The organism is Streptomyces sp. NPDC043861, assembly GCF_056435905.1.
Map to the genome: position 1 here is coordinate 651,084 of NZ_JBWKDP010000001.1, position 12,888 is coordinate 663,971.

A 12,888-nucleotide genomic window follows, 5' to 3' on the forward strand; every position below is an offset into this window, starting at 1 on the left:
CCAGTTGCTGTCGAAGGGGTGCAAGCGCATCCGGCATCGGTGCTCCGGACGAGTCCCGACCGGCACACGCTTCGTCAACCCCTCGCCCGAGCCGGGAGCCCGACCGGTACAGCCGGTGTGCGTCTCCCTCGGCCCCACGGGCCTCGGCACTTTCCTGCCGAGCCCGTCGGTCGGCGCGGAATCTGCCTGGTGACACTGCTTGGTGATCGCATCACAGGGATCTGCCGGCCAGGAATGGGGCGGCTCGCCGCCGCCTTTCGGCGGCCGCCGCTTCTCCCACTCATGGTCGAGGGCGATGAAGTGCTCCTCGCGTGCACGGCAGAACTCCTGAGGAGTTGGCACTCGCTCGCCCATGAGCAGGATGCGCTGCGGCGTCACGGATGGCCGTCCCCGTGAGCCTGCCGACGGCACCCGACGGAAGTACCTGCTCCGGGCGCCTGGTGACGACGTTCGCCAACTCGGGAGGCGATCCTGCCCGCACAGCCGCCGGCGCGTAGAGGTCGAAGACCTCGGGAGAAACTGGGCTGTCGGGGAACGTCGTGTGTGACGGGGGTCACGGCGTGGGGAAATCCAGTCGCCCGTGTCCGGCGTCTAGAAGGTGTGAGATCAGTGAGGAAGGCACCGGGCGAGTTGGACGAGGAGCATCTCGTCCGGCTCGTGGCCAAGGGGAACCGGGCGGCGTTCGAGGAGCTGTACCGGCGTACGTCGCCGTGGTTGGCGGTGCGGCTGCGCCGACGATGCTCCGACGAGCAGATCGTCGCCGAGGTCATGCAGGAGACCTATCTGGCGGTGTGGCGCGCGGCGGGCGCGTTCGCGGGGTCATCGGTGGGCGGGACGGCCGTCGGATGGCTGTGGACGATCGCGGCGCGCCGTCTCGTCGATGCGTTCCGGCGCCGGGCCCACCACGCCGAGCCGCCGCCGGCAGCCGCTCTCCCCGACGCGGCGCCCGCCGCCGAGGAAGAGGTGCTCGCGGCGAGCGTCGGCGGGGACGTCGGCGACGCGCTGCGGCGCCTGGCACCGGAACTCGGTCAGGTATTGCAGGCCATGGTCCTCGACGGACTGTCCGTCCGGGAGACCGCGGTCCTGCTGGGGCTGCCCGAGGGCACGGTCAAGACCCGTGCCCGCCGGGCCAGGATCGTGATGCGGGAGGCGCTGTCATGAGTGTGCAGCACGCGTCGATGCGGATCATCGACGGCTACGCGCGCGGCGACGCGGACCTCGCCGCCGACGAGCTGTGGGCCCTGGAGGCCCACTTGGAGGCGTGCGGGCTCTGCCGTGACCGGCTGTCGGCCGCCGTCGCGGCAGAGGCGCCCGCGGTGGCGGCGCTGGTCGACACCGTGTGGTCCGGCCTCGAACCGCAGCTGGCCGACACCACAATGCCGCGCCAACGGCGCTGGTCGGCGCGGCTGTCGAGGTGGCTGACGCCGACGATGGTGCCGTGGCTGGCCATGGTCGTGAGCGTGACACTGCTCGCGCTCCTGCTCGATCTGGTCGGCACCGGCTTCGGCGAGGTGCCGCTCGTGCTGCTGCTCGCCCCGGTGCTGCCCGTGCTCGGCGTTGCGGCGTCCTGGTCGCGCGGCCTCGACCCGGCGTACGAGCTGACGGCCTCCGTGCCCAGGGCCGGGCTCCATCTGGTGCTGCGACGCACTGCGTCCGTGCTCGCCGTTGTCCTCCCCGCGCTGCTGGTCGGCGGATGGGTGACGGGGGTGGTGGTCGCGCAGTGGCTGCTGCCCTGTCTGGCCTTCACCTCCGCGACCCTGGCACTCGGCGGTGTCGTCGGCGTGACCCGCGCCGCCATTGCGCTGGTGGCCGTGTGGGCCGCCGTGATCGTGGCACCGACCCTGGCCGACGGCCGTGCGACCTTCGTCCTGCACACGGCCGGCCTGCCGGTGTGGGGACTGACCCTCGCGCTCGGCACCGGTGTGGTGATCGCCCGCAGGGGCGCGTACTCCGTGCTGGGAGCCCATCGATGACCATCGGAAAGGACCATCACACCATGCCCGCGGTGAACGCGGCCGACATCGCACCGACGGCCTACGCCTGGGAGATCCAGGCCACCGGGCTGAAGGTCAGGGTCGGCAGGAATCGTATGGCCGTCGACGGGCTCGATCTGTCGCTGGGTACCGGCGTACACGGTCTGCTCGGCCCCAACGGGGCGGGCAAGACCACCCTCATCCGGGCGCTGGCCACCGTGCTGCGCCCCACAGAGGGCACCCTGGAACTGCTCGGCGAGTCCGCCGGCGGCATGGGCGAGCACCGCGCGCTCCGCCGCCGGATCGGTTACCTGCCGCAGGAGTTCGGCTACTACAGGCGCTTCACGGTGCGCGAGTTCGTCGAGTACATGGCGTGGCTGAAGGAGGTGCCCAAGGCGGACATCCCCGCGGCGGTGCAGCGCGCCGTGGAGCGCGTCGGACTGGCGGACCGTGCCGACGAGAGGATGAAGGCCCTGTCGGGCGGCATGGTACGGCGGGTCGGCATCGCCCAGGCCATCGTCAACGACCCGACGGTCCTGCTGCTGGACGAACCGACGGTCGGCCTGGACCCGGCGCAGCGGCTGCGCTTCCGCGAGCTGCTCCAGGAGTTGGGCAAGGACACGTGCGTGGTGGTCTCCACCCATCTGGTGGAGGACGTCGCCGCCGCCTGCACCGACGTGGTGCTCTTCGCCGAGGGCCGGCTGGTCTTCCAGGGCACCCCGGACGAGCTGGCCGCGGCGGGCGGCCCCGAGCACGTGGGCGACAGCCCGCTGGAGCGCGGCTACTCGGCGCTGCTGCGCAACCCCGAGCAGGGAAGGGGCACCTGGTGAACTCCCGTGTCCTGCGCATCGAACTGAAGCGCTCCGTCGCCCCCTGGGCCGGCATCGTCAGCCTGGCAGTCGCGCTGGCGTTCCTGTACCTGATTCCCGGAATGTGGTGGACCGGCACTGCGCGATGGACGGCCCAGTGGACGTCCATGGCCATGTGGACCCGCTCCCTGCTGATCCTCCTGTGGCCGCTCGCCGTGGGGCTCGGGGCACTCCAGGGGCTGCGGGACCGACGCTCGACGATGTGCGAACTGCTGTCGAGCACGCCGCGGCCCGCCCGGCACCGCGCCGTCGCACTGGCGGGAGCGACGGCGACCACGCTGGCCTCGGCCTTCGCGCTCCTCGTTCTCGTCGGCTCGGTCCAGGTACTCGCCGACGGCGCGTACACGCACCTCGGCTGGCTGCCGATCTCGCTGGTGGGAGCACTCTCCCTCATCGCGGGGGCCGTACTGGGCATGGGGGCCGGGCGCGCCCTGCCGTCGCCCCTCACGCCACCCGCGCTGGCCGTGGCCGCCTTGGTGTTCACCAACCTCCTGCGGGTGTCGGAAAGTCCGGCGGTGCCGGAAGCCGCGGTGCCGAACCGCCTCTCGTTGCTGTCCCCGGCAGTGGCCATGGTGCGTGAAGTGCTCCTCACGCTCTCTGCCTCCGTACACATCGGGCAGACGGTCTGGCTGCTCGGCATGGCCGCGACGGGCTTCGCCCTGCTGCTCGCCGTGTCCCTGCGCGCCCGGCTGCTCGCCCTGGCACCTCTTCTGGCGGGCGCGGCGATCGCCCTGCTCATCCTCCCCTCCGACCCGCGCCGCACGTATGTCGTCGACGAGGCCGGCGCGGCGATGGTGTGCGAAGGCCCGGTGTGCGTGACGAAGACGCACGAGGCACGACTCGCCGACATCGCGGGCCCCGGAAAGAAGGCGCTGCGCCTCCTGCACGACGCCCTGGGCAGCCAGGCGCCGGTCTCCGTCCGTGAGATCGCCGCCCCACGGGCGCGCGGCACCACCCCGGAACGGTCCCGCACGGCTGTGCTCATCGACTTCGACGACGGGATCCTCGCCACCGACAAGGACAAGGAGCTGACCCGGGCCCTGGTAGCCCTGGGCATGGCCCCGACGTGCGTCCCCCGCGGTGCCGGCCAGAGCGGAATGCCGGACGAAATCGCCGCGCAGAGCATCGCGGCGGGCTGGGTCCTCGGCGACCTCGAGCCACTCGGCGGAACCGACCACTCTGCGTCCGACCAGCTCTACTTGGCCGACCCGGTGTGGAAGAGGCTCAAGGCGCTCCCACGGGCGGAACAGCTCTCGCGGATCAACGCGATGCACGCCGGCTCGCTCTCTTGCGAGAGCCACCCGCTCCTCGAGCTGGACGGCGGTGAGTCCCGGTGAGATGGCTGACGTTGTACGCGCGCTCACGGCAGGTGCCGGTATCGCTCGCCGTGGTGGTGATCAGCGCGCTGGCGGTGTGGGCCCTCGCCCAGGACGGCAGTGGGCCCAATGACCCACAGTTGCCCCTGTTCGCCCTCACTGCGGGGGTGACGGCGGCCTCGATCGGGCTCGGCGGGCAGGACCCCGCGCTGGACCGGACGGCAGCGATCCGCTGGGTGCCCCGCAGGGCGACGCATGTGCTGGTTGCAGGCGCGTTCATCGGCGCCGTGCTCCTGGCGGTGCAGACGATGGGCGATGACCTGGCCACCGGCGCATTCATCGTCCGAGACAGCGCAGGGCTGATGGGGGTCGCCGCCCTCGGGGCGGCGGTGCGCGGGGCGCAGTACGCATGGACGCTGCCGGTCGCCTGGCTGTCGTTCTCGCTCTTCGCCCCGTCCCCGACGGGTGTGCCGACAGAGGCGGCGAATTGGATGCTGCTGCCGCCCGACAGCACGGTGGGCACCTGGACGGCCCTGGTCATCACGGTCGTCGGCACCGCGGCCTACGCCGTCGCGGGACCCAGACGGTAACCAGGCTGGGGCAACCGGCCCGGGGCACGGCCGTGATCGTGTGCGGATCCACCCCAGTTGAGTGCCGCGGCGGCTCCGCCGCGGCACACACGGAGCGCCGTCCCGTGCGCGTCGCTCCACTCGCCCCACAGAGTCAGTGCCGCACCACTCCAACAGGGAGCAGCCATGCGAACCCCCATAAGTGTCACCGATGTTGTCGCGATCGGCGTCCTGATCCTCTGCGCCGTGGTCATGATCGCCCTGATCAACCGTCGCTGAAATCCACCTTCACACATCCACCATCACCACCGGGAGTCGATCCACCATCAACACCTCCTTGCACAGCGGTGCAGGTTCGGAAGACAGGCCCCTCACCCTGAACCTCGCGGCGGAGTTCTTCACGGACGAGTACGCGACCGTCACCCAACGGCAGAGCGAAATGCAGCACGCGCTCGGCTCCTGATCCCGGTTCCGGGAGCGTCCGGCCCGTGGGGACCTGGCCGGCGCACCGAGAGCCGACAAGGGCGGCGGCGGGCATCCCCCAGCCCTCCGCCGCCCACCGGCCCGTGTCCGACTGCGCCCATCGGCTCCGTCGGGCACGGGCCGAACTGCCCTCACTCCCCGCCCGAATCCCGTGTCAGGCCTTGCCGGGCCCGCCCTCCGTGTCGACGAAGAACGAGTCGTGGCGAACGAGGAACTCCGCGAACTCCTCGCCGCCCTTGCGTGCCATCTCCGCGACCTGCTCGAAGTACTCCTCGCGCGGCGCACCCGGCGCGAAGAGCAGCAGCATCGACGCGGGCGCGTCCGCATCGTTCCGGAACGCGTGCAACGCGCCGACCGGGACGTACAGGAAGTCTCCCGCGCGCCCGGTCGTCCACCGCTCGCCGTTGAACAGGCTCACCTCTCCGGCGAGTACGAAGAACGACTCCGAGATCGACCGGTGGAAGTGTGTGCTGGGCCCGGGCGAGCCCGCAACCATGTCGACCCGGTACAGCCCGAACTCCCCGCCCGTCGAGGCGTGCGTCGCGAGATAGCTCGTCCTGTTCCCCGATTCCGCGGTGAGGTCGGCAGGGGAGTCCGCCGGCCGGAAGACCGCGTTGACCTCACCTCCTTCCCCGAGATACCGCGGCTCCGGATACATGGGGTACGACATGACCGGCTCCCTTCGCGTAACGGCTCATGGAGTACGGTCCGGGTCCCGTCACCCGTCGGCACCGGGGGACCCTCGGTCCCGGGGCGTCGGTGTCGATCGGGGGACTGCGCGGCCGCCTCAACCTCCACTGTCGCGCGCGCGGTCGGAGCGCGCTGCCCGGCATGCGATGCCTGGGCGCGCAGGCACCTCACCCCTGTCCCGGTCCTCGATCGCTACTTGGGGCACTTCACGTATCCGCAGGGCAGGGATGGCCGCCCGCGGGCATCCGTCACCCTGAGGTCTGTCGAGTCGATGGAGCCGGGAAGGGGACAGCCCTTACGGGGCCGCAAGCCATTCCCGGTAGTACGTCGGGCCCAGGTCGGCGCCCTCCGGCGCGGTGAGCACGTCTCCTGCGACCCCGGCGAACATTCCCGCCTGATCGTCGGTGACCACACGGCGACCGTCGGCGCGGGCACCAAGGGTGATCCGGCCCAGCTCGTCGAGCGGGAACACCTCGGGGCCAGCGACGTTGCGGATGCCCTGCAGCGGGGCGCCGGAGGCGGTACCCACGACTGCCGCGGAGACGTCGGCGGCCGCCATCGGCTGAACGGGGGTGGGAGGCAGCCGGACCAGATCGCCGTCGGTCGTCCAGGACATGATGGCCTCGACGAACTCGAAGAACTGTGTGGCCCGTACGATCGAGTACGGCGTCTGCCCGTTCGCGAGGATGTTCTCCTGCGTGACCTTGGCCCGGTAGTAATCGAGCTGGGGCACCTGGTCCACGCCGACGATCGAGAGGATCACCTGGTGGCGTACGCCGGCCTTCTCCGCCGCGGCCCCGATGGTGTTCATCGAAGTTTCGAAGAAGTCGATGGAGGATGCGTCGAAAGCGGGGGAGTTCGTCAGGTTGATCACCACTTCGGTGCCCGAGAGAACCTCCCCCAGACCCTTGCCGCTGAGCACGTCGACCCCGGTCGACAGCGAAGCCGGTACCACTTCGTGGCCGGCCGCCGTAAGTCGCTCGACGGCCTGCGCGCCGATCAGGCCGGTTGCCCCCAGGACCGTGAACTTCATGGCGCACCCCTTCGTCGAGTGTGTGAGCAGGTTCCCGATGCGTCCAGGGAAGCGTTCCGTGCCGCTGGGCAGCGAGACGACACAAGGACGACAACAACGACTTGGGTCGAACGGCCTGTTGCGGGGCGGGGCCGCCGTCGTCGTCCCGGCGTGCGTTTGTCGCACCGCGCCGCGCACGGCCGACTTCCCGGTGGCTCCTGATCGGAACCCGTCGCCCTGTGACCACGGTACGCCCCACAGTGCGACGGCCGCAGTGCGACCAAGTCGGCCGTCGGGCCGTCGCGGAGCCTCGGCACCGCTGGGCGAGCCCTGGGAGCCGTGGTGACGAGAGCACCAGGTGAGCGGCCGGTACCGTCGAGCACGGTGCCCAGGAGGCCGCGACGAGGGGTGGCCGGTAGGGAGGCGGAGTAGTCTGGCCTACAACGCCTGTCCGCTCCGGTGCCCGGCGCCGGCTGCGGTCGGCGGTTGCTCGGTCCACGCGACGAGACGACACCCGCGCCGCACCATCGGCCGACGCCGTTGTGTCTGATGCGGCCACCCGTGACACAACCGACCCGATCAGGCTCCCCATGTCGGCGCCCGGACCGGAGGTGGCGTGATGGCGAACGACAAGCCTGCGGCCGGCCCTTCAGCGGATCAAGGGCAACGGTCCGAGGCCTGGAAAACTGCGGTCACCGTGATCCAGGAGGCGAAACCACCCGTCGTTCCGGAGGGTGCACACGCCATGACCGTGCTGGTCGAATTTCCTCCCGGGGACCCCGGCACACCGCCCCACCGGCACTTCGGACCGGCCTTCGGCTATGTGCTGGAGGGAGAGATGCTGTTCGAGCTGGAGGGAGAGCCCGAGAGGGTGATCCGGGCGGGGGAGGCGTTCTGGGAGCCGGGTGGCGATGTGATCCATTACCAGGACGGCAACCATCGCGCGGACGTACCGGTCCGTTTCCTCGTCACGATGATGTGTCGGCCCGACAAGCCCATGCTCGTGCTCGTCGACGACAAAGAGCTGGAGCAGCGCAAGCACAGGCGCGCGCCCCGGCCGTCCTGAACGGCGGGGCGCCGGGGGCGGCGAACTGGGCGCCGAAGGTCATCGATCGGTACCGGGCCCGGTCCCGGGGAATGAGCCGGAAACGGGGGAACAGAGGCCGAAGCGGCCGGCGCGCTTGAGGTCGTCGAGACCACCGGCGGCCTGCCGTCGCGCCTCGGTGGGCGGACGGAGGACCGTGGCCCGGCCGCGTCCTGAATCCGCTAACGGAAGAACCGGGGAAGCCACTTGGCGGTGTAGTCGGGATGCCCGGCGTACTCGGCCGCCAGCTGCCGTACCGCAAAACCGAGACCGACGGCGTGCCCGGAGGCGAAGTCGTCGTCCGGCCGGTCGGTGTCCCGGTCCGACACCTCGGCGTACTCGCTCAGCAGGACACGACAGGTCTCGATACGGGCCAGGGTCCGGGACGGATCCTGGAGCGCGATGTGCCGGTCGTAGCCTGCGTCGCGCACCGTGAAGGCGATTCCCGACGTCCGGTCGTGAACCTCCCCGGGCGCATCCGCCCGGCACCGCCAACTCGCTCCTCCGGCAGCCCGCGCGACCTCTTCCTCCTCGGCCAGGCGTGCTTCGATGAAGGCCACCATGTCTGCATTGCCGGCCATACGACGGCGCTTCCTCTCATGAGGCGTTCGGGCAGGGAACTGCGCAGCCATTGTGCGGGACACCCCGCCACGCACTCGAACCGGTCCCGGTGTGCCGGCACCTTCCGGACCGACCTCGAACGCAGTCGTCGTCCAGGTCCGTACGCAGCACCGGGAATCGAGAGCGGCGATCAGCACGTCACCACCCTGCTCCGCCGGGCAGTTGCGGCGAGCTCAGACCGGCCATGACGGAGCGGCACCCGGGGTGGTCGTTGAACGGGGCGGGGACGCGCCGGTCCCCGGACGTCCCGGTGGCATGTGTCCCTCCGGGAGCCGGCCCAGGGGAAATCGGCCTTCGAGGCGTGCACCCGGGGCGCTGTCCGCGATCGTCAGCGTTCCGCCGTGTCGCGCGGCGATCTCGCGGGCGATGGCCAGGCCCAGACCGGCACCGCCGGAGGCACGCGTCCGCGCCTCGTCGAGGCGGGTGAAGCGCTCGAAGACGCGCTCCCGGTCGGCCTGCGGAATGCCCGCGCCGTCGTCCTCGACCTCCACGGTGACGGTGCCGGTGCAGATGTCGTGACGGGTGCGCACCACCACGGTACGGGAGGCGTGGCGGCAGGCGTTCCCGAGCAGATTGCGCAGCAGCCGCTCCAGTTGCGAGGCATCGCCCATGACCGGGGCGGGGCCCTCCGCCTCGCACTTCAGTTCAAGGGCGCGGGCGACCGGCAGGTGCTGGTGCTCGCGTACGAGGTCCTCGGCGATCGCCGACAGATCGACCGCCTTCGGTTCCAGGGCCCGGTGCAGGGTTCCGTCCATCCGGGCCAGCAGCAGGAGGTCGTCGGCCAGGGCCTGGAGCCGTACGACGTCCGCCGCAGCGTTGTCGACCACCGACGGCCACTCGACCGTCTCGGGGTGGCGCAGCGCCGACTCGAGTTGTGCACGCAGCCCGGCGAGAGGGCTGCGCAGTTCATGAGCGGCGTCGGCGACGAACTGCCGCTGCCGCGCGGAGGCCTGTTCCAGGCGGTCGAGCGTCTCGTTGGTGGTGCGGGCCAGGAGGGCGATCACATCGGTGCCGGCCGGCACCGGCACCCGCCGGTCGAGGGACTGGCTGGTGATGTCCTCCATCTCCCGCCGGATGGCCTCGACCGGACGCAGTGAACGGCGCGCGGTGTAGTGGACCAGGATCCCGGTCAGCAGCCCGGCGAGTGGCACCCCCGTCGTCAGGGTGATCCCGTAGACGTTGTCGATACGGCCCCATTGGTCCTGGACCTCGCGCAGCAGGTGCACGGCGATCAGGAGCAGGGTGGCGGTGGCCGTGGCCGCGGTCAGCACCTGGCGCCCCCGCCCCGCTCCCTGGCCCAGCGCGGTCCTGGCGGCCATGCCGGTGATCAACCCGGCTGTCGGCGCGATGAGGATCAGCGCCCAGCCCAGCCCGGCGTCGGCCGTTGCGTACGGCAGGTCGAGGTTGTAGTCCGCCAGCCACTTGGCGTCGGTGAAGAACAGCAGCCCGGAGGCGCCGCCCGCGGCGAGCGCCGCGCGGATGCGCAGGGCAGCCGGTTGCCCGTAGGCGGCCGCCCAGCTCATCACCGCGACGAACAGCGCCCCGAGCAGAAATCCCGGCCAGACCAGCAGGGCCACGTCGGGGCCGACGCCATCGGTCTGGAACAGCTCCGGACGGAACGGTTCGAGCGCTCCCGCGCGCCCGTCCGCGAACCTCAGCCAGCCGATACCCGCCATCACGACGAACGCCGCGGCCATGCCCGCGCCCCAGGCCGTACGCGACGGGGGCGGCGTTGTCGGCTCAGCCACGAGGGGCACCGTGAGGGTCGTCCGGCGCATCGGGTGGCGCCACGGCCGTGCCGGACGCGGCGCCCGTCGGTACGCCCGATATCCGGTAGCCACCGCCCCGGACGGTCTCGATGGTCTCCCGTCCGAAGGGCGCGTCGATCTTGCGACGCAGTGCGCTGATGTAGACCTGCACGATGTTCGGGTCGCCGGTGAAGTCCGCGGACCACACCTCGTCGAGCAGGTCCTGCTTGAGCACCACTTCGTCCATGCGCTGGAGCAGGCTCTGCAGCACTGCGAACTCCTTCGGGGTCAGTGGGATCGCCGACTCGCCCCGTCCACAGGCACGCCGTGCCGGGTTCAGCCACAGGTCGCCGCATTCCAGGACCGTGTGCGCACGAGGTCCGCCGCGCCGCAGCAGCGCCCGCAACCGCGCCTCCAGGACGACGTACGAGAAGGGCTTGGCCAAGTAGTCGTCCGCCCCGGTGTCCAGGCCCTCGGCCTCGTCGTACTCGCCGTTCTTCGCGGTGAGCATGAGCACCGGGACGTCGATCTCCTCGGCCCGCAGCCGTGAGCAGACCTGGTAGCCGTTGAGGCCCGGCAGCATGATGTCCAACAGGACCGCGCCGTAGCGGTGCTCACGGGCGAGGTGCAGCCCGGTGATGCCGTCGTACGCGACGTCCACGGCGTAGCCCACCGCCGAAAGACCCCGTTGCAGGGAGGCGGCGAGCCGCTCCTCGTCCTCTATCACCAGCAGTCGCACCCACCGAGTATGACCCGGGCATTCGCGCACATGCTGAAGAAATCCTCAGCCTTCTTCAGCCTTCCTTCAGCGGTGATGGCGCAGGGTCCGCCCGTATGCAGCTCATCACTCCGCCCGCCGACGTCGCCACGGACCCCCGGCAGCCCGGTGCATTCGGTTCCTGCGAACCGTCCCGCGTGCGGGTACGGTTCGACCCCTCGTCCCGCACCCTTGCCCTGCTCGTCTCGGGGCCCCTTTTCGCCTTGTACGCGGTCTACGCCCTGAGGGTGCATGCGTTCTTCGGGACGACCGGCTACGACCTGGGAATCTTTGGACAGGCCGTCCGCTCCTACGCCGAACTGCGTGCACCCGGGTCGGAGCTGCGCACCGCCACCGCCCCGGCGGACTTCACGGCCGACACATACCCACTGCTCGGTGACCACTTCCACCCCGTCGTGGCCGTGCTCGCCCCGCTGTACCGTCTCGTCCCGCACATCGAGGTCCTGCTGCTGGCACAGGCGGCACTCGTCGCGGGATCGTCCTACGTGCTCACCCGCGTCGCAGGGCGCCATCTGCGGCGGCGGTCGGCGGCCGTGTCGATCGGCCTTGCACACGGACTGTCCTGGGGGTTGCAGGAGCTCATCGCGTTCGACTTCCACGAGGTCGCCTTCGCCGTACCGCTGCTGGCTCTGGCCTGCGGTGCCTACGTCGACGGCAGGTGGACGGCGGCCGCTTGGTGGGCCGCCGGGCTGCTGCTGGTCAAGGAGGACCTCGGGATCACGGTCGCCGTGTTCGGTCTGCTGCTGATGCGCCACCGACGCCGTCTCGGGCTGGCGCTCTTCGCGGGCGCCCTGGCGGCCACCGCGCTCATTGTGTGCGTCCTGATCCCTGCTCTCGCGCCGGACGGCCGCTACGGCTATCTGAGCCAGCAGTACGCCCACGGGCCGTTCGACGGCTGGTCGGTCAAGGCGCTGACGCTCGCCCTGCTGCTCGCCGTCACGGCCGGTCTGGTGGTCCGCAGCCCGCTGGTCCTGCTGCTGCTCCCCACCCTGGCCTGGCGCTTCACTTCGCCCAACCCGGCCTACTGGGGCCCGGGGTTCCACTACTCGGCCGTGTTGATGCCGATCGTCTTCGCCGCACTGATCGATGTGCTGCGCAAGGGTGTGCGGCTGCCGCGCTCCCTACCGCTGTTCATCGCTGTTGCGCTGCTGCCCACGCAGCCTCTCACCGAGGTGGCCAACCCTGGTTTCTGGCGGGACGGCCCGCGTCAGACCGCATCGCGCGAGGCGCTCTCGCTGATCCCGGACGGCGCTCGCGTCGCCGCGAGCAACAGGCTGGCGCCGCACCTCACTGACCGCGCCACGGTCCATCTGGTGGCGGACGGAGTGCTGTCCCGCCACCGTGATCTCGACTGGATTGTCGCCGACACCCATGAGTTCTTCCCCCCGGGAGCGGTCGGCAGAGTGCTCCGGCAGGCGGAGCACGCCGGGTGGCGACGGGTGTACGAAAGGGGCGGGGTGGTCGTGTGGGAACGGGTGGCGAGGTGAGGGCCACATGGGTCCGCTGCGCGGGTCCGTCTGCCCGGGTCTGGCTGCGTGGGTCCGGCGAAGGACGGCACCCGGTCGCCTCGGTGGCCCGCCGCGTGGATCCACAGGTGTCCACGGCGTTGGAGTCGCCAGAGCACAGGGATGGCGGGTGTTCCCGTTGTGTCGGCGCAGGCGACGGCGCAACTCGCCGGTCTGTACGGGGTGGTTGGGGCGGTTGGTCCTCGGGCCGACGGCAAATCCGGTTCCGTCTCTCTCAAC

Annotated in this window: 13 protein-coding genes; 8 read left to right on the top strand and 5 right to left on the bottom strand. The window is 70.9% G+C overall.

The annotated features are described in order from the left end of the window. Nucleotides 1–600 precede the first annotated feature (600 nt). The 6 genes from AC068D_RS02660 to AC068D_RS02685 all read left to right on the top strand — a co-directional run bounded on the left by AC068D_RS02660 (nt 601) and on the right by AC068D_RS02685 (nt 5,190). Nucleotides 601–1,161: an RNA polymerase sigma factor gene (locus AC068D_RS02660; RefSeq protein WP_478821077.1), complete on the top strand. Its 561-nt coding sequence runs from the start codon at nt 601–603 to the stop codon at nt 1,159–1,161. After that, on the top strand, nt 1,158–1,973 hold the full coding sequence (locus AC068D_RS02665; protein WP_478821078.1) for a zf-HC2 domain-containing protein: 816 nt from the start codon (nt 1,158–1,160) through the stop codon (nt 1,971–1,973). The genes AC068D_RS02660 and AC068D_RS02665 overlap by 4 nt, the downstream gene beginning before the upstream one ends. Then, on the top strand, nt 1,970–2,803 hold the full coding sequence (locus AC068D_RS02670; RefSeq protein WP_478821079.1) for an ABC transporter ATP-binding protein: 834 nt from the start codon (nt 1,970–1,972) through the stop codon (nt 2,801–2,803). The genes AC068D_RS02665 and AC068D_RS02670 overlap by 4 nt, the downstream gene beginning before the upstream one ends. Next, nucleotides 2,800–4,179 (top strand): hypothetical protein, encoded by a 1,380-nt coding sequence (locus AC068D_RS02675; protein WP_478821080.1) that lies wholly within the window; start codon nt 2,800–2,802, stop codon nt 4,177–4,179. The genes AC068D_RS02670 and AC068D_RS02675 overlap by 4 nt, the downstream gene beginning before the upstream one ends. Then, nucleotides 4,176–4,748, top strand: a complete 573-nt coding sequence (locus AC068D_RS02680) for a hypothetical protein (protein WP_478821081.1) — start codon at nt 4,176–4,178, stop codon at nt 4,746–4,748. The genes AC068D_RS02675 and AC068D_RS02680 overlap by 4 nt, the downstream gene beginning before the upstream one ends. 316 nt (nt 4,749–5,064) lie before the next feature. After that, complete coding sequence (locus AC068D_RS02685) at nt 5,065–5,190, top strand: hypothetical protein (protein ID WP_478821082.1); 126 nt, start codon at nt 5,065–5,067, stop codon at nt 5,188–5,190. Between the two features lie 174 nt (nt 5,191–5,364). Here the strand turns inward: AC068D_RS02685 and AC068D_RS02690 are convergent, their stop codons facing one another. Both AC068D_RS02690 and AC068D_RS02695 read right to left on the bottom strand, forming a co-directional pair. After that, entirely contained in the window at nt 5,365–5,880 is a 516-nt protein-coding gene (locus AC068D_RS02690; protein WP_478821083.1) for a cupin domain-containing protein, read from the bottom strand. Nucleotides 5,881–6,195: 315 nt separating this feature from the next. Further along, nucleotides 6,196–6,933 carry an SDR family oxidoreductase gene (locus AC068D_RS02695; RefSeq protein WP_478821084.1) on the bottom strand — a complete coding sequence of 246 codons (738 nt, stop codon included), beginning with the start codon at nt 6,931–6,933 and terminating at the stop codon, nt 6,196–6,198. A 598-nt stretch (nt 6,934–7,531) separates the two neighbouring features. Here AC068D_RS02695 and AC068D_RS02700 point away from each other — a divergent pair. After that, nucleotides 7,532–7,978 carry a cupin domain-containing protein gene (locus AC068D_RS02700; RefSeq protein ID WP_478821085.1) on the top strand — a complete coding sequence of 149 codons (447 nt, stop codon included), beginning with the start codon at nt 7,532–7,534 and terminating at the stop codon, nt 7,976–7,978. A 200-nt stretch (nt 7,979–8,178) separates the two neighbouring features. Here AC068D_RS02700 and AC068D_RS02705 read toward each other — a convergent pair whose 3' ends face one another. The 3 genes from AC068D_RS02705 to AC068D_RS02715 form a co-directional block, all read right to left on the bottom strand. Then, complete coding sequence (locus AC068D_RS02705; protein WP_478821086.1) at nt 8,179–8,577, bottom strand: DUF6221 family protein; 399 nt, start codon at nt 8,575–8,577, stop codon at nt 8,179–8,181. A 213-nt stretch (nt 8,578–8,790) separates the two neighbouring features. Beyond that, nucleotides 8,791–10,365, bottom strand: a complete 1,575-nt coding sequence (locus tag AC068D_RS02710; protein WP_478821087.1) for a sensor histidine kinase — start codon at nt 10,363–10,365, stop codon at nt 8,791–8,793. Further along, entirely contained in the window at nt 10,358–11,104 is a 747-nt protein-coding gene (locus AC068D_RS02715; RefSeq protein ID WP_478821088.1) for a response regulator transcription factor, read from the bottom strand. Before AC068D_RS02715 ends, AC068D_RS02710 begins: the two co-directional genes overlap by 8 nt. A 95-nt stretch (nt 11,105–11,199) precedes the next feature. Between AC068D_RS02715 and AC068D_RS02720 the strand changes: the two genes are divergently transcribed. Beyond that, nucleotides 11,200–12,630, top strand: a complete 1,431-nt coding sequence (locus AC068D_RS02720; protein WP_478821089.1) for a DUF2079 domain-containing protein — start codon at nt 11,200–11,202, stop codon at nt 12,628–12,630. Nucleotides 12,631–12,888 lie beyond the last annotated feature (258 nt).